Here is a 21,898-nt window from a genome sequence, read left to right as displayed (position 1 = left end):
GTTGTTTATTATATGTATAATGATTATAATATAGTTAATATAATGCAAACTCCTATATAATGGAAAGGGTTTATGGATAAATGAAGGGGCATAAAGAAATTATTAAATTAACAATACTAGAAACAAGCGATATTCATGGCAGTATATTTCCTATAAATTATGGTACAAATGAAAAGTGTGATGCAGGACTTGCTAAAATCTCTACTCTAATAAAGCAGGAGAGATTAATTAATCCCTTTACTATGCTTATAGATAATGGAGACTTGCTGCAGGGAACACCAATTACATATCATTATGCAAGAATAGACAGCAGGGATATAAACCCAGCTATAAAGGTATTAAATTATTTAAATTATGATGCTGCAGTTATAGGTAATCATGAATTTAATTATGGTAAGGAAATTCTAGAGAGTGCTATGAAAGATTCAAGCTTTCCATGGCTCTCATCAAATACTGTTTTTAAGGTAAATAAACAACCCTATTCAGGTAAGAGGTATATTATTAAAGAATTTTCTAATGGATTAAAGGTTGCTATAATTGGATTAACCACGAAGTATATCCCCAATTGGGAGAATCCCATAAATATTGAAGGTATTGAGTTTGAAGACCCAGTAATTCATGCAGAAAGGCTTGTTAAACATTTAAAAGAGGTAGAAAAGGTTGATGTAGTTTTAGTTTCATACCATGGAGGTATAGAACGAGATATTGATACTGGAGAAGCTGCAGAAAACTTAACAGGAGAAAATCAAGCATATGAACTATGTATGCAAGTTCCGGGAATTGATGTACTCTTAACTGGTCATCAGCATAGGTTAATATCTGACAAGTTTATTAATGGTGTACTTGTTCTTCAACCAGGTGCCAATGGAACGCACCTAGGAAAAATAGATATTTTATTTGAAAAGAGAGAAGACGAGTGGAGCATTGTAAGTAAATCTTCAAAGCTTTTAAGTACCAAAGATATTGAAACTGATATTAAGTTGCTTAAAATTGTAATCACAGATGAAGAGAAAACTCAAAAATGGCTTGATATGCCAATTGGGAAGATTAAGGGTGATATGCTTGTAAAGGATCCTATGGAGATAAGGATAAAAGATAGTGCACTTATTGAGTTTATAAATAAAGTTCAAATGTACTATTCAGGAGCTTCCATTTCAAATACAGCACTTTTTGATAACTATTCTCCAGGGTTGCCTTCAGAAGTTACCATGAGAGATATAGTTTCTAATTATATATATCCTAATACCTTAAGAGTAGTTAGAATTATGGGAAAGGATATTAAGGCAGCCTTAGAAAGAAGTGCTTCTTATTTTGAGACCTTTAATGGCGTAGAAATAAAGGTAAATCCTGAGTTTTTTAACAATAAGATTCAGCATTATAATTATGATATGTGGGAAGGCATTGATTATATTTTAAATATATCAAAGCCAATTGGAGAAAGAGTTGTTAAACTGGATTACAAAGGATTTCCCTTGGAAATGGGAAAGGAATATGATGTAGTCATGAATAATTACAGGGCCGGCGGTGGCGGTGAGTATGAAATGTTCCAAAATAAGCCAGTGATTAAAGACATGACAACTGATGTTTCAGAATTAATTGCAAACTACATTATGGATAGAGGCTTAATAGAGGCTGAGGTTAATAATAATTGGAGCGTAATACATGATTAAAAATATACCATAGACGGTGGATTTACACCGTCTTTTAATACAATTAATATAATATAATAATATAAGAAAATAATGTATATATTCACCACAATATGATAAGAATAGTAAATAGAAGTAAGTATAATTTTTCTATAAAAACTAATGTATATAGATCATAATTAAAGTTAACAATTTGTTAAGAAACATTATGATTCAGAATATTGAATAAATATTCTGAATATTATATAATGTAGAAAATAGCACCTAAAAAAAACTTGAAGGGGTGGTAATCATGATTCATGTATTCTGCAATAAAAGAGGTTCAGGAAAAACTAAAGCACTGATTAATTTGGCAAATGACAGAATTTTAGAGGCTAATGGACATGTAGTTTATATTGATTGTGACAGAAGAAGACTTTTTGATTTAGACAAAAAAATTAGATTTATTTCAACTGGTGAATATGGCTTAAAAGATTTTAACTGTTTTTACGGATTCTTGTGCGGCATTATTTCGGAGGATTATGATGTTGATACCATTTATGTTGATGGGTTATTCAATATTGTATCTGGCGTTGTAAGTGATGCGGCACATTTATTTTTGCAATTAGAAAAACTTTCTCTTGAAAATAATGTTGATTTCTATATAAATGTTAATGAAGAAGAGCGGGAAATGCCGGAATTTATCAAAAAATATGTTGCATAGAAAAAAAAGGCTGCTAAAATGCAGCCTTTTTTTATTAATGCAATCTATAAATAAACTCTAAAATTCCTATAATTAGTTCAAAAAGAATGAGTATAATTACCATAATTTCAAGTTTAGTACCTCTTTTTTCATGAGATAATGTAGCAAATACATCTGTTATATCTCGAAGGATTTCACTTTTACCAGTAATCTTTGCATATCTTTCCTTAAATTCGAAGAGCTCAGTAGCTTGAACAAAGAAATTTTCTATGTCTTCATTGTCCCAGGCAGATTTTGGCTTATCAAGAAGCATAAGGTTTGAAATAGTATGATACTTAAACCTGAGAACCTGTGCTGAAATTTTTGCAATTTGTTCATCAGACATATTGAATTTGCCAGTATCAAGGTAATTTATGACATCCTCAATGCTATCAAGGAGCTTTTCCGTATCATTTTCTATTTTCCTAAGTGCTGTAGATTTTGCCAGTACCACAGACAATATATCAAGATAATAGGGTGCAAATTCATTTGATGTCATGAGGTCATTATATAGCATATATTCATATTCCGGTGATATCTCAAGCCTATATTCATCAATATAATTATCCGGTGCGTTATTTTTTAAATTAGGATCTATCTTTTTAATATAATTTGTAACATCCATTATTTCATGATGTTCCATGTTTACAAAAACCATAGAACCAAAATAATATATGTAAACCCACTTGTTTTCTACACCTTTTATAATTCCCTTTAATGCACTATCACTCAGCACCAGGGGGTCTTCCCATTTATATTTATGATTTATACCAAAATGAGCTGCTAACTTGTTTAAATTTATCTCATTACTTAATACCAAGGATTTAAAGACCCAGCTCTGCATAGTAAACACTCCTTTATATATAACTTTAAGCTTCAATAGCATATTTTTATTAATGCAGCAAACATGATTCTATTAGATAATAATGTAAGAAGCTTATTATCTATAACTATGATTTTATCATAAACTTCAATTAGTATACAGCAAATATTGATTAAATAATGTTTTAAATATATACTATTATAAGATAAAGCGAAGAAACGAAGGAGAGATTATAATGTTTAGTGTATATGACGTATTAGTAGAACGTGGTTTTCTTAAGCAATTAACTCATGAAGAAGAAATTAAGGAATTATTAGAAAAAGAAAAGATAACTTTTTATATAGGCTTTGATCCAACAGCAGATAGCTTACATGTAGGTCATTTTATTGCAATGATGATGATGGCACATATGCAAAGAGCAGGGCATAGACCTATTGCCTTAGTTGGTGGAGGAACTGCTATGGTTGGAGATCCTTCTGGTAAAACTGATATGAGAAAGATGCTTACAAAAGAAGAAATAGCCAATAATGCTGAATCAATTAAGAAGCAGCTTGAAAGGCTTATTGACTTTAGTGATGGCAAGGCTATACTTGAAAATAATGCCAATTGGCTTTTAGATCTTAATTATGTTGATTTTCTTAGAGAGGTAGGAGTTCATTTTTCAGTTAATAGGATGCTGACAGCTGAATGCTTTAAGCAGAGGCTTGAAAAGGGGCTTTCCTTCCTAGAATTTAATTACATGCTTATGCAGGGCTATGACTTTTTAGAATTAAATAGACGATATGGCTGCATCATGCAGTTAGGTGGGGATGATCAATGGTCTAATATGATAGCTGGGGCTGATCTAATTAGAAGAAAGGAAAATAAACCTGCCTTTGCAATGACCTGTGCCTTATTAACTAACAGCGAAGGCAAGAAGATGGGTAAAACAGAAAAAGGAGCACTGTGGCTAGATAAGGAAAAAACTTCACCTTATGATTTCTATCAATATTGGAGAAATATAGATGATGCGGACGTAGAAAAGTGTCTTGGACTTTTAACATTTTTACCTATGGAGGAAGTTAGAAGATTAGGATCTCTTAAAGATGCTGAAATAAACGAAGCTAAGAAGGTTCTTGCATTTGAAGTTACTAAGCTAATTCATGGAGAAGATGAGGCTTTAAAGGCTAAATCTGGGGCAGAGGCACTGTTTTCAGGTGGCAATGATATGTCGAATGTACCAACTTCCTCTATTTCAAAGGAGTTAATAGGTTCTAGCATATTAGATATATTAGTAGAAGTAAAAATACTTCCATCAAAGGGAGAGGGAAGAAGACTCATACAGCAGGGTGGACTTACTGTTAATGATGAAAAAGTAAAAGATGTAAACTTTATTGTTACAGAAGAGCATTTTTCAGAAGATGGTATGCTGGTGAAAAGAGGAAAGAAAAATTACAACAAAATAGTTTTAGAATAAAAATATAAAATTAGACACTGAAAATTAGGTCATATTTACAGAATAAACTGAAGGTATTAATAAATGTGTATTTATAATAGTTCCTCAGTGGATTTCGCAAATTCTGCTATTTCAGTGTCTAATTCCTTTTATGATGATTAAGTATTTCATAGTTTTAACGATAATTATATATCAAATGTAAATTTAGGTGGTGAAGCAATGTCGGGTATTAGCAATATAATTGGTGCCTATAATATTAATCCTAAGAGAATATCAAGTAAGCTTTCATTTGAAGTTGGGCAAGTTTTTTCTGCAAAGATTGTTTCAACTGGTGAACTGAGTAAAGAGCTTATACTAAGATTATTAGATGGATGGCAATTTCCGGCAAAACTTCAAATGCCGCTAGAATTTGCGCCTGAAGGTTTAGTAAAATTTCAGGTAGAAGGGTTTTCTGACGGTAAGCTTCAAATTAAGCTTGTAAATTCAAGTAAGGATCAGGATGAATTAGATAAGAATACTATTGAAGATCTATTACTGCAAAGTAAAATTGATGTAGATAAAGAAGATTACGATATTTTAAATAATATGATAAAACATAATATGCCTTTAACGAAAGAAAACATATCTAAGGTTAAAACTATTTTTGATTTTAGAGATAAGCTTCTTAATGATACTGATGAAGCTGATAATTTTATACTTAAATTTATAAATAGTAAAAATATAGAGCCTGATTCTGCTGAAGGCATTAAAATTAAAGATACTCTATATAGATTCTTTAATGCACTAAAAAATATTTCAGAAGATGAAATATTAACTATGCTTGAAAATAATATAGATTTAACTGAAGAAAATATTAAAAGCTTCTTAAGAGTAAACAATGAGCCTTCAACAATTTATAAAGAACTATATGGAATAAGTAAACAGATGAACATAAATGGTAATCATGAAGAAGATATATCTAATCTTCTGCTTAGAATTAAAGAAGCACCGAATGCAAAGGAAGAAATTAATAAGCTTTTTCAGGAATTAAAATTAAAGGATGAAAGCAGCAGTTTAAATTCTAAAGAATCAAGCCTCTTTGATGGGATAAAAAAACTGCTTCAAGAAAACATGCCTAATAAGGAAATGAATAAATTAATAAACCTTAAGGGAAAAGATAATAGCTTTGACAACATTAATCCAAAAACTATAGAAACTGCTGATAATGGAAATAAAGATAGTAACAATATAATATCGGATAAAAATAATGAAACTCTGGAAAGTGAATTTGAGAAAATTGATAAAAGTTTTAAAGCATTAAGTGAAAAAAATTCGGATATTGATAAAGATAAGGTAATTAACTTAGAAAAAAACAGCGAAAATAAAGATGTAGAAGATAAGGTAACAGCTTTTAAAAGTTCATCGAAGGATAATATAAGCTTAGTCAAAAATCAATTAGAAGACATAGTTAAAGAAGAGTTTTCTAATAAAACAGAGACTATGAAAAATATAATTAAAGAAGTTATAGATAAAATTGATAAAACTAAGCCTGAGTTAATGGACAAAGTAATACAGGGATTAAAGGATAATATTAATGATTTTAAAGTTTTTAATTCTATTTCAAATCAATACTATTATTTAGATATTCCTATTAATTTGAATAGAGAGGAATATAACTGTAAGCTATTAATCAAAGATGATAGGAAAACCGGAAAGAAAATAGATTCTAAAAATGTCAGTATGGTAGTAAGTGTAAAAACGGGCAATATAGGTGTTGTGGATGCCTATATGAAAGTAAAAGAGCAAAATATGAATGTAACAATTAAATGTGATGAAAACTGGATTAAATTACTTTCATCTGGCAAAAATAGAATAATGAATGAACTTAAGGAATTAGGCTATAATACCTTTTTAAATATAGAAAAAAGAGACTTAGGAGTCAATGTAATAACTTGCAGGGATTTTTTCGATGACAGCAGCCTAAGTAGTATTAACGTTAAGGTTTAAGAGGATGGTTAAAAATGAAAAACATTAAAAAGGCGGCTGCTCTTGAGTATGAGAATAATTATGATACCCCTATTGTAACAGCAGCAGGCATGGGTATTATTGCCGAGAATATAATAAAAAAAGCAGAAGAAAGCAATGTTCCAATTGTATATAATAAGGAAATGGCTGAGCTTCTTGCAAATGTGGATGTAGGAGAAAGCATACCTCCTGAATTATATGAAGCGGTGGCTAAAATAATAGTATATGTTATGGATATGGATAGAAGTAAAAGATGACCACCGAAAGGAGTTGACTAAATGAGCCTTTATGCAATTTCTGATCTGCATTTGGCACTTGGTGGAGAAAAGCCAATGCATGTTTTTGGAGATCAGTGGTATAAACATGATGAAAAAATTGAAAGAAATTGGCATTTAAAAATTAGAGATGAGGATACAGTTTTAATAGCAGGTGATATTTCATGGTCTATAAAAATGGAAGAGGGTTTAAGGGAGTTAATGTGGATTCACAATCTTCCAGGTAAGAAAATATTAATAAAGGGTAATCATGATTATTGGTGGCAAAGTATTTCTAAACTTAACAAATTATATGAGGATATGAACTTTATTCAAAATAACTATTTTTCTTATGAGGACTATGCTATATGCGGGACTAGAGGTTGGGTATCTCCTGGAGAGAATTTCACAAGTCATGATAGGAAAATTTATGATAGAGAAATTATTAGATTAAAGCTGTCCTTAGATTCAGCTATAAAGGGTGGATACAAAAAACTATTGGTTATGGTACATTATCCTCCTACCAATGAAAATTCTACGGAGACAGAGTTTACTAAAATTTTCAAAGAATATGGAGTTGAGAAAGTATTTTATGGTCATATTCACGGCCCAAATTTTAGTAATATATTAGAAGGAAACCTGGATGGAGTAGAATACATACTAACTTCAGCAGATTACATAAACTTTGATCCCATTAAAATATTGTAGATCTCATAATTTATATTTAATTGTAAAATACAGCATGTACTGGCTTTAAAGCTAATACATGCTGTATTTTTATGTCTAGAATTTCATATTATTTAAATAACTTTGAGAAAAAACCGGTTTTTTTATTATCTTCTTCTTCTGATTCTTCAGCAGCTTCTATGGGGCGTTCTAATGCTTCTTTAATTAAATCTCTTTGGTCTTTAGCTATATCCTTTATCTTCTGGGGCACGGATGGGGTTGTTATAACCTTGCTAAACCATAGATTAGCCTCATTTAAATTTTCAGTTCTTCTATGGAGCTCGCCAATTAAATACATCATTGTAAACTTATCCATTCCGCAGATAGGAAAGTCCTCACTTAAATATGCTTCATTAAAACCTTCTAAGGCTTGCTTTAAAAAAAGTTGTTCATTTTCATCATCTTCCTTAAGCCTATACATCCATGCTATCCTAAGACAATTAAGTGCCTTTTTGCTGGTTTTAGCCTCCATCACGACATTGTTTAAAAGGCTAAGCTTGTACCTTTCAATTGCAATATCATTATCATAAACCTCAGGATAACGTCTTCCTCGCCACTTTGGAGCTATTTTCTTTTGTATAATTTCCTTCTGGTAATCTCTAATTCTATCAAAATCTTGTTTCATGGCAGAATATCCACAAACATTACAAAGATATACTTCATAAAAGTATGGGTTTATTAAAGAGTATCGAACATGAAGGTCGCTGTCACTTTTCTGCCTTCTATAAGCAGAACTTTTCACAGCTCTTGCTTGAAATTTATTTCCGCAAACAGGGCAGGTTACAGTAACGTCATATAAATAATTTTTAGGTTCATCTTCTTTTTTCTCTTTGTCATCCTGTTTCCCTTTTTCTTTATCTGTTTTATAAAGGCTTACATCACTTATATCATCGAAGCCAAGGCCCTCTAAACCAGAAAATATTTTGTCACTCATTTGCATCATCCTTGTCAAATAAATTTTTCTACTAGTTCTATTATATCAAATAAAATATAATAATCTATTGGTTTGAATAAGCAGGTAATAAAAAAATTATTAAACTATTTGTAGTTGTTAATTTATAGAAATATAATATAATATATATGAGAAGTTTTTTGTAAAGGGTGACGATGGATATGGCAATTAAAGAATGGAAGACTTTTTTAATACCTTATGAGCAAGCTGTTGATGAGCTTAAAATAAAATTTAGGAGTATTCGAAACGAGCTTAGAAGAAGAAATGAATATTCCCCAATTGAACTTGTTACAGGAAGAGTTAAAGAAATAGCAAGCATTCTTGAAAAGGCTAATAAATTTAATATACCTCTAGACCGCATAGAATACGAAATGGAAGATATAGCAGGCATAAGGATTATGTGTCAGTTTGTTGATGATGTTAATAAAGTTGTTGAGCTTATTAGAAACAGAAAAGATATGCAAATAATGTATGAAAAAGATTATGTGACTAATTATAAGACTAGCGGTTACAGAAGCTATCATATGATAATAAAATATCCTGTTAACCTTGCAGAAGGACAAAAGGATATCCTTGCTGAACTTCAGATAAGAACTCTTGCAATGAACTTTTGGGCTACAGTTGAACATTCATTAAATTATAAATATAAACATGAGATACCAGATTATATAAGGCAGAAGTTAAAAAATGCCGCTGATGCTGCTTTTAACTTAGATCAGATGATGTTAGAAATTAAAGATGAAATTAAAGATGCACAAAAGTTATTTGAGGTAAAGTCAAATTTAATTTCAAATATAATGAATAACATTTTAACTTTAAGTTCAATAGGTAAAATGGCTGAATCTACAAGGTTTCAAATGCATTTAAATAAGCTTATTGAAGAAGGAGAGGTTTATGATTTAAACAATCTCCTGCAAGCTACAGAAAAGGTTTTGGACAAATACAAATAAATTTTTATATAAAGAAGACGCTGAAACTATTTCAGCGTCTTAGATTTTTAATTGTACTATAAGGTTCTAAAATATTTATTTAGCAACTATATTAACTAACCTTCCTTTTATAACTATGACTTTGGCAATGTCTTTTCCTGCAAGAATTTCTTTAATTTCAGTGTTGTTTAAGGCAGATTTTTTAATTTCATCTTCCCCTAGATTTGAAGCAACATTGATTCTAGCCTTAACTTTACCATTTATTTGTATAGCTATTTCAATTTCATCTTTTATTAAAGCAGAAGCATGGAATTTTGGCCAACTCTCATTGAAGACTGAATAATTCATCTCAGTAAGGCTCCATTGTTCTTCGCTAAAGTGAGGGGCAAATGGTGCTAAAAGCTTAATTAAATCTATAATTGTTTCTTTTAAAAATTCTCCATTTTTTTTCTCTTCATTTAGATACTTTGACAGAGCATTAGTAAACTCCATTATTCTTGCTATGGCAGTATTAAATTGAAGTATTTCTGAATCTTCCGTTACACCTTTAATTGCTGAATGTCTCCAGAAATTTAATTCTTTTTCAGCTTTGTCTATAGTAGTTTTATTGTCCTTTGCATTGATTACTTCTCTTGAAGACTCAAGCAATCTTTCAATTCTATCCACAAATCTTGCAATGGCTTTTAAGCCATCATCACTCCATGCTCCTCCTTCTGTATAGCCAAAGCCAAACATAAGATACATTCTAAAAACATCTGAGCCATATTCTGAAATATAATCGTCAGGATTTATAGTATTACCCTTAGATTTACTCATCTTTTGGCCGTCTGGCCCAAGTATTAAACCTTGGTGAGTAAGTGAAAGGAAGGGTTCATCAAAGTTTAAGTATCCCATGTCTCTAAGAGCCTTTGTAACAAATCTAGCATATAAAAGATGCATACAAGCATGTTCAGGTCCACCAACATATTTATCTACAGGTAGTATTTCATTAATCAGCTCTGAATTGAAGGCTTCTTCAACGTTTTTATTATCTGCATATCTTAAGAAATACCAGGAAGAATCTACAAAGGTATCAAGGGTATCAGGATCCCTTAGAGCCTCACCGCCGCATTTTGGGCAAGTGGTATGCATAAATTCATCACTTTTAGCAAGTGGAGACTTGCCATCTGGTGCGAATTCTACATTATAAGGTAATTCTACTGGAAGGTGATCTTCAGGAACTGGAACTATTCCACAGTGTTCACAATGAACTACAGGAATAGGTGCACCCCAATATCTCTGTCTTGAAACAAGCCAATCTCTCAGTCTATAATTTACCTTTGAAGAACCTAAGGAAGATAATTCAAGCTTATTGACAATTGCCTTTTTAGCTTCTTCTGTGGTTAAACCATTAAATTCTCCACTGTTTACCAGTCTTCCGTATTCTGTAAATGGAAGGCTATCTCCACCTTCAATAACTCTTTCAATAGGCAGTTTGAATTTTGTTGCAAATTCAAAATCTCTTTCATCATGAGCAGGAACAGCCATAACTGCGCCAGTTCCGTAAGTAGCCAACACATAATCAGCAACCCAAATTGGAACCTTTCTTCCATTAATGGGATTTGTTGCGAAACTTCCAGTAAATACTCCTGTCTTTTCACGAGTTAGGGATTGTCTTTCTATATCAGTTTGCTTTCTGGCATTTTCTTTATATTCCTCAACTGCATCCTTGTTTTCAGATGTGGTAAGTTTATCTACAAGCTCATTTTCTGGAGCCAGAACCACATAGGTAACACCAAATAGGGTATCAACTCTAGTAGTAAAAACATTAAAATCAAGGTCAGAATCACAAACCTTAAAATTAACCTCAGCACCGGTAGATCTGCCTATCCAATGCTTCTGCATAGCTTTAGTTTTTTCAGGCCAATCCAAGGTATCTAATTTATCTAAAAGTTCATCTGCATAATCAGTTATTTTTAAGAACCATTGGGTAAGATCCTTCTTTGTAACCTCAGTATCGCAGCGTTCACAATGTCCATCAACTACCTGTTCATTTGCAAGTACTGTGTTACAGCTAGGGCACCAATTAACAGGGGCCTTTTTTCTATAAGCCAAGCCTTTTTCATAAAGCTTTAAAAATACCCATTGAGTCCATTTATAATATTCGGGTAAACATGTAACAACTTCATTATCCCAATTAAACATGGCTCCCATGGCTTTAAGCTGCCTTTCCATGGTTTCAATATTTTTTAATGTTGAGTCCTTTGGATGAATTCCTGTTTTAATTGCATAATTTTCAGCAGGAAGGCCAAAAGCATCAAAGCCCATTGGTTGAAACACATTATAGCCCTGCATCCTTTTCATTCTTGCCCAGGAATCTACAGGACCATAATTAAACCAGTGTCCTGCATGAAGGTTACTGCCTGATGGATAAGAGAACATTTCAAGTACATATAATTTTTTCTTCTCATTTTTATAATCAAACTTGTAAAGCTCTGTTTCTTCCCATTTTTTTTGCCATTTTTTATCTATGGCTGTACTATAATTTGCCATTCTAATTCCTCCCTTTAGTGGTTACGACTGAGCAATTAGGCTCTCTCGTTCCATTCGATAATTATTCGTTAAAGCCCATTTAGGGCTTTAACCTCCTATACTTAGCTAATAAATAAAAAAACCTTCATCTCACTAAGAGACGAAAGTTATTGTTTCGCGGTACCACTCTAATTAAACATAAACATAAATAAAAATGGAAGGTTTATGTTTCACTTAAAAAGATAACGGATTTACCGTACTTACTTTTCTGTAAGTATGCTCCCAGGCGAGTTCATTTAGAATCAAACACTGTTTTGCACCAGCCAACAGCTCTCTTAGTATGCTTTTAAATTACTATTCCTGTTCAAAGCTCATATTTTATAACATTATATTCTAAGTTTTGCTTTATGTCAATGATTAAGTAATTAGAAAAGTTATAAAAATGCAAGGTATTAATAAAAACTTAAATTTACATTAAAGTCAGCTCTTTTTAACTGCTCTAGGGTTATATTTAAAGCATAAGCTCAAAAATTCCTCATCTGGAGTAAATCTTAATTTAACTCTTTTATTTCCACCTGTTATCATGGCAACGTATATATCCTTGTCTGTAGTTTTAGGATAGCAGCTTACAATATCATTAGGTACATTTAAAAAATCTTTAACATAATAGCTGTTTTCAGGCGCTAACAGCTCAACTTCTTTTATTTGAAAATTCATTACTCTTTTTCTTTTTTTCATTTCTACAATTTTATCAATGTCTATTTCTCCATTAGTAAAAGCATACTCATATTCTACATAAAGTTTCTTTTTTCCAAAAAAACAGGCTATAGCTATTAATAAACTTAAAATAAAAACAGGAATTACTGCCATTGATATGACTGCAAGTGCACCAAAAAAATAAACACAAGCATTTAAAAGCTTGTACGTACCTGTCTTATAGGTTGCAGCAAGTTGTTCATAAAAATTATCCAATGTTACTACTCCTCTCAATTGCAATGATATTTAAAGTAATTATAACATTATTTTTAATAAAAAAATATAATATTCGATTTATTTTAATAATTATATAGCAGCTATGATATAATTGATATTACAAAGTAACTAAGCTAATATTGAAACTTAAAAAATTATAAATATTAAACAAAGAGGAGGTTAACTATGAGCCTGGATAAATATCTAACAACTGTAAGAAAATTAAATAATATGGGACGTTGGGCAAATGAATTTATGCATAGAAGAGCAACTGTAAGTGAACACTCCTTTTTAGTAGCACAAATAGGTCAAATGCTAGCATTAATTGAGGAGGAGCATGGAAATATTGTAAACTGGGAAAGACTATTTAAAAAACTTATTAACCACGATGTTGTGGAGGCCTTAACTGGAGATATATTGAGTTTTGTAAAACATAAGAATATAGAGATGAAGCAAATGGTGGATATAATAGAAGAAGAAGTGGCAGAGGAACATCTTTTGTCTTCAATGGAAGAACCCTATAGAAATATTTATAAAAACCTTATTTTTGAAGGCAAGGATTTAAGCTTAGAAGGTCAAATCCTTCGATGTGCAGACCATATAGATGCCTTAATTGAATGCATTAATGAAATAAGTTTAGAAAATTGTAATCCATTTGTAGATAAATATAATACTATTTTAAATCAGATAAAAGAAATTGATATAATAAGTTCAAAATATTTTCTAGATAATATACTTCCAAACCTTCTTAAGGATTGTGAAAGGCTTAGATGAGAAAAATTTTTATATAATTTATTGTGATTTTTTAAGAACAATTAGGATGTGATATAAATGCAGGAAATGGAAACTAAAATATTAGATATAGATGTTGAAGATATAAGAGCTAAACTCAGAACCATGCATACTGAAAAAGTTAAAATGGAGAATCAAGTAAATAAAATTTTTGATTTTCAAGATAAAAGACTACTTAACAAAAAAGGTTATGCAAGAATACGTATTGTTGAAGATTTGTTAAAAAATAAAACTATTAATTATATGACAACAAAAGAGATGATAAATCAAGACAAATACAAAGTTATGAATGAACATGAAACTGTAATTGGAAGCTCAAATGAAGGTGAAGAAATATTTAAGGCATTAGGTCTTAGTATCGTTCAAATTATTTATAAATATAGAGAAAGCTATAAATACAAAAATACTCTTATTGAAATAGATATAAATGATAAAAGCTTTTGTCCTTTTCCTTATTTAGAAATAGAAACTAACTATGAAGATGAACTTAAAGAAGTTGTTAAACTATTAGGCTACAAAATGGAGGATACAACATCAAAAACAATTTATGAGATATTAGGACAAAGAGGAGTAAAGGGCTTATAATGTTTGGTTATGTTACCCCATGTAAAATGGAACTTAAAATAAAAGACTTTGAAAAATTTAAGGCTTATTATTGCGGCTTATGCAGAAGTATAAAACGAAACTATGGGAATCTGCCGAGACTAACACTTAATTATGACATGACTTTTTTAGCCCTGCTTTTAGATTCCTTAAGTGATGAAAAAAACATTGTAAAAAAGCAATTCTGCAGCCTTCACCCACTTAAAAAGAGGGTTATATTAATAGATAATTCATCTATAGATTATGCTGCTTTTTTTAATGTGCTTTTAACTTATTATAAATTATTGGATAATTTTGAGGATGATAAAAGTTTAAAAAGCAAGATATATGCATCAGTGCTGAAAGTATATTTAAAAAAATCTCCAAACTATAATAGCGAGAATTCAAAAAAAATATCAGAAATCCTAAAAACCCTTAGCATGGAGGAGCAAGCTTCTAAGGGTAAAAGCCTTGATGAATTAAGTCATCATTTTGCAGATTTAACAGGCTGCATTCTAACCGCCTATGAAAAGAATAAAGATTATGAAGATAGCCTATACAAGCTCGGCTATAACCTTGGGAAATGGATATATATTATTGACGCCTACGATGATTTGGAAAGGGATATGAAGGAAAGTAAGTTTAATGCTATAAATAGTACATTTAATTCTGAAAATCTCACATACAAAGAATTAGCAACATTAGTTAAAGAAAGAATTAATTTTTTACTTTCCATGTGTGGTGCTGGATGCATAGAAAATTTAAATAAATTACCTATTAAAAGAAACTATGATTTGTTATATAATATATTACAATATGGTTTAATGGAAAAAATGGATAAAGTTTTTAACGGAAAGGAAGAATCAAGTAATGAGAAATCCCTATGAGGTTCTAGAAATAAAAGAAGGAGCAACTAAGGAAGAGATTAAAAAAGCTTATAAAGAAATGGTAAAAAAATATCATCCAGATCAATATGGTAACAATCCTTTAAGGGATTTAGCGGAAGAAAAGCTTAGAGAAGTAAATGAGGCATATGATTATTTAATGAAGAACGATACTCCTCATTATACTGAAAATTCTTATTCAGAGGATAGCTACAGTAATAATAGCTCAAATAGCATCATTTATAATGAAATACGTAGAGACTTGCAAAATGGTAATGTAAATGCTGCAGAGGCTAAATTAAATGGTATTACTATAAGAGATGCACAGTGGAACTATCTTATGGGGGTTACCTTTTTAAGGAAAGGCTGGTATGACAATGCATATAATTATATATTAAATGCTTGCAACATGGAACCTAATAACTTTGAATACAGACAAACCTTAAATAATCTTCAAAGGAGTAACAACAGTTATAGACAGCCTTATTATGGAAGAAATACTTCTGGTTCTGATATCTGTGATATATGTGCAACACTTTGGTGTGCTGATTCGCTATGTGAATGCTTTGGCGGAGATTTATTTAGCTGCTGTTAAATAAATTATTTTAGAGAGAGGGTAAAAAATGGGAGCTTCAAGGTTTATTGCCAGGGGTGGTATATTAACTGCTATAGGGGTCTTAATGCTTTATCTAAGTACAATTTCTCCAACCAGTAAGGTTTATATTTTAGGAGCTGCTTCCTGCCTTATTCCTATATCTGTTTTGCTTACAAATATAAGAAACAGTTTTATAGTTTATATTGCAACTAGTCTCATAAGCTTCCTTATGCTTGGATTTAAAGGCAGTGTAATAGCATATATAATATTCTTTGGTTTGTATGGTTTTATAAAATACTATATAGAAAGATTAAGAAATATCCCTCTAGAAATTATTTTAAAACTAGTATATTTTAATATTTCTATTGGTATTTTATTTTATCTCTATAAACTTTTCTTTGCAGGCTTATTAAAAATTAACCTTCCTTTTTATGAAGTAGTTATTATGCTTCAATTTGTGTTTATTATTTTTGATTATGCGCTTACTTTATTTATAGACTATATATCAAAGCATCTTGTAAAATTAAAGCTATGACATAATGAATAAAAGATTTTTCACATAGAAATTCACCACTTGACAAGAGGTATAATCATGTTATAATAATTATTGTTACTAATGCCCAATAGCCAAATTGGTAAGGCACCAGACTCTGACTCTGGCACTGTGTAGGTTCGAGTCCTGCTTGGGCAGCCAAATTAGCACATATTCTTTAGAGTATGTGCCTTTTTTATAACTTTCTTACTATTTTTGATTAATTGCAGGTGATAAAATTGGAATATATTAAAGAAATTGCTATTAATGAAGCAGTTATTCATATACTTGATAATAATTCGGAAGAACCGATTTTAAATGAATATTATTTGGAATTAAATGAGGATATCTATAAATTTCTTTTAAGACATGTAGACAGATGTTTAAAGGATGAAGAAATAAAATATGCTAATTTTAATTTAGGAAGAAATATTGTGAAAGAGCTTACACAGGAATATTTAAATGGAGAAAATAATCTTTTGGAAATTTCGAAGGAACTAGCAAGACAGATGTTTGTTTTAATGAAATCTAATGGGAATATAGCTTCTTGTGATATATTAACGGTTTCTATAACCACTGAGCATGGACCAATGCTTGGTATAATTAAAATGGATTATGTAAAGAACTATACCCATTCAGTAGATTTTGTAGATAACAAAATAGGAATAAATATCATCCCCCAATTTACAGGTCTTCCTGCCAGCAGTCAGAGAATTCAAAAATGCGCCTTCATAAAGCCTTTAAGAGATGATCAAGAATTTAATCTTATGGTTATGGACAAGGGAGGTAATAAAGAAAAGGAGGAATATGGCTCTAATTACTTTATTACTAATTATCTAGGCTGCAGTTTAAAAAGTAACGAACGAGATATGACCAAGGCTTTTATAAATGCAGCTGAAAACTGGACAAGAGATAGGCTTAAAGAAGATGCTGCCTCACAGGAAACAGTTAGAAGCAGTGTTAAAAAAGTTTTGAAAGAGCAGGAAAATGTTGATGTTAAAGCTTTTTCAGATATGCTTTTTAAGGATGAGGAAGTAAATAAACAGGACTTTAGGGAATATGTATCTGCTTCTGGAATTGATGAAAATATTTCGGTAGATAAGGAATGGGTAGCTAAAAAGCTAAAGAGGGTAAGGCTTAAGATTGATAGTGATATTGATCTTTATATAAACGAAGAAACCTATGATGACGACAAACGTTTTGAAATTCAAAGAAATGGTGATGGTTCTATTAATATACTTATTAAGCATGTTATGAACTATATAGAGAAATGATAATAAAATGGCACCCACATGACTCATTTATTCAAATAAGTCACATGGATGCCATTAATTTAATTAATTCTATAGAGCGTTTTCTGAACCAAGAACTTCTTTGATTTTCTTTTCAACTAGTTCTTGAAGAGTTGCTCTTGCAGCTCCCATATATTTTCTTGGGTCAAATTCCTTTGGATTTTCAGCAAGGAACTTTCTCATTGCAGCTGTCATTGCAAGTCTTAAATCTGTATCCATGTTTATTTTGCAAACTGCCATTGAGGAAGCCTTTCTAAGCATATCTGCTGGAACACCCTTTGCTCCTGCAATTTGTCCCCCAAATTCATTACACATTTCAACGTATTTCTGATCTACAGCTGAAGCACCATGCAGTACTATTGGGAAGCCGGGTAATCTCTTTTGAACTTCTTCTAAAATGTCAAATCTTAGTTTTGGCTCTCCAGTAAATTTAAAAGCACCATGACTTGTTCCTATAGCTATTGCTAGAGAATCTATTCCTGTTTTCTTTACAAAATCTTCAGCTTGAGCAGGGTCAGTATATGTGCTCTTAGCAACACTAACCTCATCTTCAACACCTGCTAATTGGCCAAGTTCTGCTTCTACTACAACACCTCTTGCATGAGCATAGTCAACAACTTCTTTAGTTAATCTTACATTTTCATCATATTCATAATGAGAACCATCAAACATAACTGAAGTGAAGCCTGCTTCTATTACTTCTTTAACTACTTCTATATTAGCACCATGATCTAAGTGTAGAGCAATATCTATTCCGGTTTCTGCAACAGCTGCATCAACCATGTTTTTTAAATATTTAGCCCCTGCAAATTTTATTGCACTTGAAGAAACTTGAAGAATTACTGGTGAATTTAGTGCTTTACACCCATTAACAACACCTTGAATTATTTCCATATCATTGATATTAAAGGCACCGATTGAATAACCGCCTTCATAAGCCTTTTTAAACATTTCTTTAGTAGTAACTAAAGCCATAATTATACCACCTTTCATATACAAATTGGGTCAATATAAGTCCCGGTGGGACTTGATTTATCTAAGTTTATTATAAACTAATAAACTTAGTTTTTCCATACTTTCATTATAAAATATTTTATAGATTTTTTTAACTCCTTTATTTAAAAAAATTATTAAATATAACTCATATTTAATTAAATAGCATATTCTGATTATATATTAAAATATATTTTGGATGTTTATTTTTTCTAAGTTAATTATATGGTTTAATAAAAAGTCTAAGGTATGGACATTAGCGAGAGACTCATCTGGAGTTTTCTCTTTTACAAATTGAGTTAGTTTGCTAAGCTCTATTTCAATATTATCTAATTCTTGATGATTTACAAAAAGCTTAATAATGTTAGAATGCCTTTCCCACTTTTCACTAAAGTCATTTGCAGCTTTATATGCTTCATCCCAATTTCTATCGTTTATATATGTTTCTATTTGCATATTAAGATTTTCTAGATTTTTAGTTATTTTATTAAGGTAGCTAAGGGATATGGTCATTGCTATAATCATAATTATAAAAATTATAACAGAAATTGCAACGTTTCTCACTTATTTATGGCACCCCCCTCCTTAAGCTGAAATGTAAAAGTACCTTTTGAATCTAAAATAGCGATGAAAACTTTATTTGGAGATATAATATTATTTTTCTTTAGCTGAGACAAAAGCCAGGATTTGTTTTTATTAATCACTTTTAAATTATTTAAGTTAATTTTTCCATCAAGAATTAAAGTAATAGGAAGAGTATCTTGTGAGCTTTTTATATTTAAATCTTGTTTTGTTACTGGCTCTAACTCAGTTTTAGGGATAATAGAAAGTTGGCCGCTGGTTTCTAATATTGCATATTCAATATCCTTGATATTGTAATATCCTTGAAGACGGAGTTCTTCTAATAGATCATTCATATTATATCTATTAGACTTAAGCTCTTTTATATCAATTTTACCTTGGCTTATAATAATGCTTGGTTTTCCGCTAAAGACAGTACGAGCAAATTCACACTTTAGTTCAGCTACGGAAATTAATGCCTGTAGAATTAGTAAAGTAAAAATAGGTATTACCCCATGAGAAAGAGGAATACGGGTGTCCTGCATTGGCATAGAGGCAAGTTCAGATACCATTATGGCAATAACTAGTTCAAAAGGCTGCAATTCACCTATTTGTCTTTTCCCCATTATCCTCATTGTAAATACAACTATAAAATACAATATTATAGTTCTCAGCATAACTATAAACAACAAAATCACATCCTTATATTTTGTAGGACATTAAACATCTATATTTTTAGTAAAATTTAAGAAAATTATGAGTTATTAAAGAACATTTTTATTTATTTAAGTGTATAATAATATTACTTTGCTAATTAATGAAGGTAAAAGTCCTAAATGGACTTTTACGGGCAGTTTGCGAATGGAATGAGCAAGCTCAAACTGCCCAGTGGGCGAAGCCAAAGTCCTAAATGGGCTTTAACGAGTAGTTTTACGAGCGGAAGTGAGTAGTCTTAAACTACTCAATGTTCCGACTAAAAGGAGGTACTATAGTGGAGAAATTTAAATTGAATTTAAGTAATGGGAAAAATATTGAAGCCGTTAAAGGGACTATTTTATATAATATATTTAAAGATAATTATGATAAGGAAAAACTGCCAGTTGTTTTGGCTAAGATTAATAATAAATATTATGAATTAACAAGGACTTTGGAGGAAGGTGGAAATTTTGATATTGTAGATATCAGTACAAATATTGGAATGAAAACTTACGTGAGGACCTTACAATTTGTTCTTATTAAAGCAGTTTTAGAACTTTTTCCAGAGGCTCAAATTACCATTGAACATGCTCTTAGTAAAGGACTTTTTGGAGAAATCCATAAAAATACTCCACTTAGCTTAAAGGATGTAATTGCAATAAAATCAAAAATGCAGGAATTAATAGATAAGGACATTCCCATTAAGAAGCTTTCTGTTTCTAAGGAAGAAGCTGTTGAAATTTTCACAAGCTACAAAATGGAAGATAAACTTAGACTTTTGAAAAATGTCAATGTAGAAAAGGTAAAGCTTTATGAATTAAATGGAAGATATGATTATTTCTATGGCGCAATGGCATATTCTACCGGAGCATTAAAATATTTTGATCTCATGTATTATGAGTCAGGGTTCATATTAAGATATCCAGCTGAAACTAGCCCAACTGAAATTCCAGAATTTATTAAATACGACAAGCTTGATAAGATATTTTATGAAACTGAACAATGGGGTAATATATTAGGAGTTGGAGATGTTGGTTCACTAAATGAAAAAGTTCATTCTGGCGATATAAGAAATATTATCCAAGTTGCAGAGGCTCTTCATGAAAAGAAGATAGCTTATATTGCAGATATGATTAGCGATAGACGTGAAACAAAAATAATACTTATAGCAGGACCTTCTTCTTCCGGGAAAACCACCTTTGCTAGAAGGCTGGCTATACAATTAAGGGTAAATGGTTTAATGCCAATTCCTATTTCCTTAGACGACTATTTTGTTGATAGAGAGCATACCCCCAAGGATGAGAAGGGGGAATATGATTTTGAATCAATTTATGCCTTGGATTTAAAGCTGTTTAATGATGATCTGCAGGAGTTATTAAAAGATAATGAAGTTAAGCTGCCGACTTTTAATTTTAAAACAGGTAAAAGAGAGTGGAAGGAAGAAAAATTCAAACTTCCACCTAATGGAATACTTATTATAGAAGGCATTCATGGATTAAATGAGATGCTTACAGCTTCAATACCAAAAGAAAATAAATTCAAAATTTATATTAGTGCACTTACTCAGTTAAACCTAGATGATCATAATAGAATTGCCACCACAGATAATCGAATTATAAGAAGGATGGTTAGAGACTACCTATCCAGGGGTTATGGTGCGGAACAAACACTTAAAATGTGGCCTTCAGTAAGAAGAGGAGAAGAAAAAAATATATTTGTTTTTCAAGAGGAAGCAGATGTTATGTTTAACTCTGCTCTAGTATATGAGTTATGTGTTTTAAAAAAATATGCACTTGAAGAATTAAAGAAAATAACTTATACTAGTCCTGTCTATTATGAGGCTTTAAGACTCAAAAGTTTTCTAAACTTCTTTGAAGAAGTTGAAATGAAACATGTGCCTGAAAATTCTATTTTAAGAGAATTTATCGGCGGCAGTGTATTTTATGAATATTAATAAATTGATAAGGGTCTGTAGCAAAATATTTTGCTACAGAC

General features: G+C 30.9%; 21 protein-coding genes, 1 tRNA gene and 1 other annotated feature. Of the genes, 15 read left to right on the top strand and 7 right to left on the bottom strand.

Going from position 1 to position 21,898, the window contains the following annotated elements; genetic code table 11:
- Positions 1 to 80 precede the first annotated feature (80 nt).
- Both ACJDUH_RS10420 and ACJDUH_RS10415 read left to right on the top strand, forming a co-directional pair.
- Positions 81 to 1,670 (top strand): bifunctional metallophosphatase/5'-nucleotidase, encoded by a 1,590-nt coding sequence (locus ACJDUH_RS10420; RefSeq protein ID WP_406765152.1) that lies wholly within the window; start codon positions 81 to 83, stop codon positions 1,668 to 1,670.
- Between the two features lie 271 nt (positions 1,671 to 1,941).
- A complete protein-coding gene (locus ACJDUH_RS10415) occupies positions 1,942 to 2,352 on the top strand; it encodes a P-loop NTPase family protein (RefSeq protein WP_406765151.1) in 411 nt (136 codons plus the stop codon).
- A gap of 34 nt (positions 2,353 to 2,386) precedes the next feature.
- Here the strand turns inward: ACJDUH_RS10415 and ACJDUH_RS10410 are convergent, their stop codons facing one another.
- Entirely contained in the window at positions 2,387 to 3,214 is an 828-nt protein-coding gene (locus ACJDUH_RS10410) for an RMD1 family protein (protein ID WP_406765150.1), read from the bottom strand.
- Positions 3,215 to 3,428: 214 nt separating this feature from the next.
- Here ACJDUH_RS10410 and tyrS point away from each other — a divergent pair, with 214 nt between their 5' ends.
- From tyrS to ACJDUH_RS10390, 4 genes are all read left to right on the top strand, one after another.
- Positions 3,429 to 4,649 (top strand): tyrosine--tRNA ligase, encoded by a 1,221-nt coding sequence (tyrS, locus tag ACJDUH_RS10405; protein ID WP_406765149.1) that lies wholly within the window; start codon positions 3,429 to 3,431, stop codon positions 4,647 to 4,649.
- Positions 4,650 to 4,847: 198 nt separating this feature from the next.
- Positions 4,848 to 6,614, top strand: a complete 1,767-nt coding sequence (locus ACJDUH_RS10400) for a hypothetical protein (protein ID WP_406765148.1) — start codon at positions 4,848 to 4,850, stop codon at positions 6,612 to 6,614.
- Positions 6,615 to 6,628: 14 nt separating this feature from the next.
- A complete protein-coding gene (locus ACJDUH_RS10395; protein WP_406765147.1) occupies positions 6,629 to 6,889 on the top strand; it encodes an EscU/YscU/HrcU family type III secretion system export apparatus switch protein in 261 nt (86 codons plus the stop codon).
- Between the two features lie 21 nt (positions 6,890 to 6,910).
- Complete coding sequence (locus tag ACJDUH_RS10390; protein WP_406765146.1) at positions 6,911 to 7,594, top strand: metallophosphoesterase; 684 nt, start codon at positions 6,911 to 6,913, stop codon at positions 7,592 to 7,594.
- Between the two features lie 88 nt (positions 7,595 to 7,682).
- On the opposite strand, the gene ACJDUH_RS10385 is transcribed toward ACJDUH_RS10390, so the two are convergent.
- Complete coding sequence (locus tag ACJDUH_RS10385; RefSeq protein ID WP_406765145.1) at positions 7,683 to 8,546, bottom strand: DUF2225 domain-containing protein; 864 nt, start codon at positions 8,544 to 8,546, stop codon at positions 7,683 to 7,685.
- A 179-nt stretch (positions 8,547 to 8,725) separates the two neighbouring features.
- On the opposite strand from ACJDUH_RS10385, the gene yjbM reads away from it, so the two are divergent.
- Positions 8,726 to 9,514, top strand: coding sequence for a GTP diphosphokinase (yjbM, locus tag ACJDUH_RS10380; RefSeq protein WP_406765144.1), 789 nt, complete (start codon positions 8,726 to 8,728; stop codon positions 9,512 to 9,514).
- Between the two features lie 75 nt (positions 9,515 to 9,589).
- On the opposite strand, the gene leuS is transcribed toward yjbM, so the two are convergent.
- The gene (gene leuS, locus ACJDUH_RS10375) at positions 9,590 to 12,025 is read right to left on the bottom strand and encodes a leucine--tRNA ligase (protein WP_406765143.1); all 2,436 of its coding nucleotides are present in this window, start codon (positions 12,023 to 12,025) and stop codon (positions 9,590 to 9,592) included.
- Between the two features lie 132 nt (positions 12,026 to 12,157).
- Positions 12,158 to 12,381: a binding site (T-box leader), on the bottom strand.
- Positions 12,382 to 12,484: 103 nt separating this feature from the next.
- Complete coding sequence (locus ACJDUH_RS10370; RefSeq protein WP_406765142.1) at positions 12,485 to 12,976, bottom strand: DUF6106 family protein; 492 nt, start codon at positions 12,974 to 12,976, stop codon at positions 12,485 to 12,487.
- A 186-nt stretch (positions 12,977 to 13,162) separates the two neighbouring features.
- On the opposite strand from ACJDUH_RS10370, the gene ACJDUH_RS10365 reads away from it, so the two are divergent.
- The 7 genes from ACJDUH_RS10365 to ACJDUH_RS10335 all read left to right on the top strand — a co-directional run bounded on the left by ACJDUH_RS10365 (position 13,163) and on the right by ACJDUH_RS10335 (position 17,635).
- Positions 13,163 to 13,750 carry an HD domain-containing protein gene (locus tag ACJDUH_RS10365; protein ID WP_406765141.1) on the top strand — a complete coding sequence of 196 codons (588 nt, stop codon included), beginning with the start codon at positions 13,163 to 13,165 and terminating at the stop codon, positions 13,748 to 13,750.
- Between the two features lie 57 nt (positions 13,751 to 13,807).
- Positions 13,808 to 14,353 carry a class IV adenylate cyclase gene (locus tag ACJDUH_RS10360; protein WP_406765140.1) on the top strand — a complete coding sequence of 182 codons (546 nt, stop codon included), beginning with the start codon at positions 13,808 to 13,810 and terminating at the stop codon, positions 14,351 to 14,353.
- Complete coding sequence (locus ACJDUH_RS10355; RefSeq protein ID WP_406765139.1) at positions 14,353 to 15,237, top strand: DUF5685 family protein; 885 nt, start codon at positions 14,353 to 14,355, stop codon at positions 15,235 to 15,237. The genes ACJDUH_RS10360 and ACJDUH_RS10355 overlap by 1 nt, the downstream gene beginning before the upstream one ends.
- Positions 15,221 to 15,829, top strand: coding sequence for a J domain-containing protein (locus tag ACJDUH_RS10350; protein ID WP_406765138.1), 609 nt, complete (start codon positions 15,221 to 15,223; stop codon positions 15,827 to 15,829). Before ACJDUH_RS10355 ends, ACJDUH_RS10350 begins: the two co-directional genes overlap by 17 nt.
- Positions 15,830 to 15,857: 28 nt before the next feature.
- Positions 15,858 to 16,364 (top strand): hypothetical protein, encoded by a 507-nt coding sequence (locus tag ACJDUH_RS10345; RefSeq protein ID WP_406765137.1) that lies wholly within the window; start codon positions 15,858 to 15,860, stop codon positions 16,362 to 16,364.
- 82 nt (positions 16,365 to 16,446) lie between these two features.
- A tRNA-Gln gene (locus ACJDUH_RS10340) sits at positions 16,447 to 16,523 on the top strand.
- 77 nt (positions 16,524 to 16,600) lie between these two features.
- The gene (locus ACJDUH_RS10335; RefSeq protein ID WP_406765136.1) at positions 16,601 to 17,635 is read left to right on the top strand and encodes a nucleoid-associated protein; all 1,035 of its coding nucleotides are present in this window, start codon (positions 16,601 to 16,603) and stop codon (positions 17,633 to 17,635) included.
- Positions 17,636 to 17,704: 69 nt separating this feature from the next.
- Here ACJDUH_RS10335 and fba read toward each other — a convergent pair whose 3' ends face one another.
- The 3 genes from fba to ACJDUH_RS10320 form a co-directional block, all read right to left on the bottom strand.
- Complete coding sequence (gene fba, locus ACJDUH_RS10330) at positions 17,705 to 18,628, bottom strand: class II fructose-1,6-bisphosphate aldolase (protein WP_406765135.1); 924 nt, start codon at positions 18,626 to 18,628, stop codon at positions 17,705 to 17,707.
- 201 nt (positions 18,629 to 18,829) lie between these two features.
- Entirely contained in the window at positions 18,830 to 19,210 is a 381-nt protein-coding gene (locus ACJDUH_RS10325; protein ID WP_406765134.1) for a DUF4363 family protein, read from the bottom strand.
- Positions 19,207 to 19,896: a YetF domain-containing protein gene (locus ACJDUH_RS10320; protein WP_406765783.1), complete on the bottom strand. Its 690-nt coding sequence runs from the start codon at positions 19,894 to 19,896 to the stop codon at positions 19,207 to 19,209. Before ACJDUH_RS10320 ends, ACJDUH_RS10325 begins: the two co-directional genes overlap by 4 nt.
- A 302-nt stretch (positions 19,897 to 20,198) precedes the next feature.
- On the opposite strand from ACJDUH_RS10320, the gene ACJDUH_RS10315 reads away from it, so the two are divergent.
- Complete coding sequence (locus tag ACJDUH_RS10315) at positions 20,199 to 21,857, top strand: nucleoside kinase (protein WP_406765133.1); 1,659 nt, start codon at positions 20,199 to 20,201, stop codon at positions 21,855 to 21,857.
- The last annotated feature ends 41 nt before the right edge of the window (positions 21,858 to 21,898 follow it).

Origin of the sequence: Candidatus Clostridium radicumherbarum, from assembly GCF_045310525.1 — a bacterium.
GTDB lineage: Bacteria > Bacillota > Clostridia > Clostridiales > Clostridiaceae > Clostridium_AT > Clostridium_AT radicumherbarum.
This window is presented reverse-complemented; position numbering and strand designations above follow the sequence as displayed.

What these genes read in the sequence shown, in the direction of transcription:
- ACJDUH_RS10420 (WP_406765152.1), top strand. Translation starts at nt 81, where the DNA reads ATGAAGGGGCATAAAGAAATTATTAAATTAACAATACTAGAAACAAGC.
- ACJDUH_RS10415 (WP_406765151.1), top strand. Translation starts at nt 1,942, where the DNA reads ATGATTCATGTATTCTGCAATAAAAGAGGTTCAGGAAAAACTAAAGCA.
- ACJDUH_RS10410 (WP_406765150.1), bottom strand. Translation starts at nt 3,214, where the DNA reads ATGCAGAGCTGGGTCTTTAAATCCTTGGTATTAAGTAATGAGATAAAT.
- tyrS (WP_406765149.1), top strand. Translation starts at nt 3,429, where the DNA reads ATGTTTAGTGTATATGACGTATTAGTAGAACGTGGTTTTCTTAAGCAA.
- ACJDUH_RS10400 (WP_406765148.1), top strand. Translation starts at nt 4,848, where the DNA reads ATGTCGGGTATTAGCAATATAATTGGTGCCTATAATATTAATCCTAAG.
- ACJDUH_RS10395 (WP_406765147.1), top strand. Translation starts at nt 6,629, where the DNA reads ATGAAAAACATTAAAAAGGCGGCTGCTCTTGAGTATGAGAATAATTAT.
- ACJDUH_RS10390 (WP_406765146.1), top strand. Translation starts at nt 6,911, where the DNA reads ATGAGCCTTTATGCAATTTCTGATCTGCATTTGGCACTTGGTGGAGAA.
- ACJDUH_RS10385 (WP_406765145.1), bottom strand. Translation starts at nt 8,546, where the DNA reads ATGAGTGACAAAATATTTTCTGGTTTAGAGGGCCTTGGCTTCGATGAT.
- yjbM (WP_406765144.1), top strand. Translation starts at nt 8,726, where the DNA reads ATGGCAATTAAAGAATGGAAGACTTTTTTAATACCTTATGAGCAAGCT.
- leuS (WP_406765143.1), bottom strand. Translation starts at nt 12,025, where the DNA reads ATGGCAAATTATAGTACAGCCATAGATAAAAAATGGCAAAAAAAATGG.
- ACJDUH_RS10365 (WP_406765141.1), top strand. Translation starts at nt 13,163, where the DNA reads ATGAGCCTGGATAAATATCTAACAACTGTAAGAAAATTAAATAATATG.
- ACJDUH_RS10360 (WP_406765140.1), top strand. Translation starts at nt 13,808, where the DNA reads ATGCAGGAAATGGAAACTAAAATATTAGATATAGATGTTGAAGATATA.
- ACJDUH_RS10355 (WP_406765139.1), top strand. Translation starts at nt 14,353, where the DNA reads ATGTTTGGTTATGTTACCCCATGTAAAATGGAACTTAAAATAAAAGAC.
- ACJDUH_RS10350 (WP_406765138.1), top strand. Translation starts at nt 15,221, where the DNA reads ATGAGAAATCCCTATGAGGTTCTAGAAATAAAAGAAGGAGCAACTAAG.
- ACJDUH_RS10345 (WP_406765137.1), top strand. Translation starts at nt 15,858, where the DNA reads ATGGGAGCTTCAAGGTTTATTGCCAGGGGTGGTATATTAACTGCTATA.
- fba (WP_406765135.1), bottom strand. Translation starts at nt 18,628, where the DNA reads ATGGCTTTAGTTACTACTAAAGAAATGTTTAAAAAGGCTTATGAAGGC.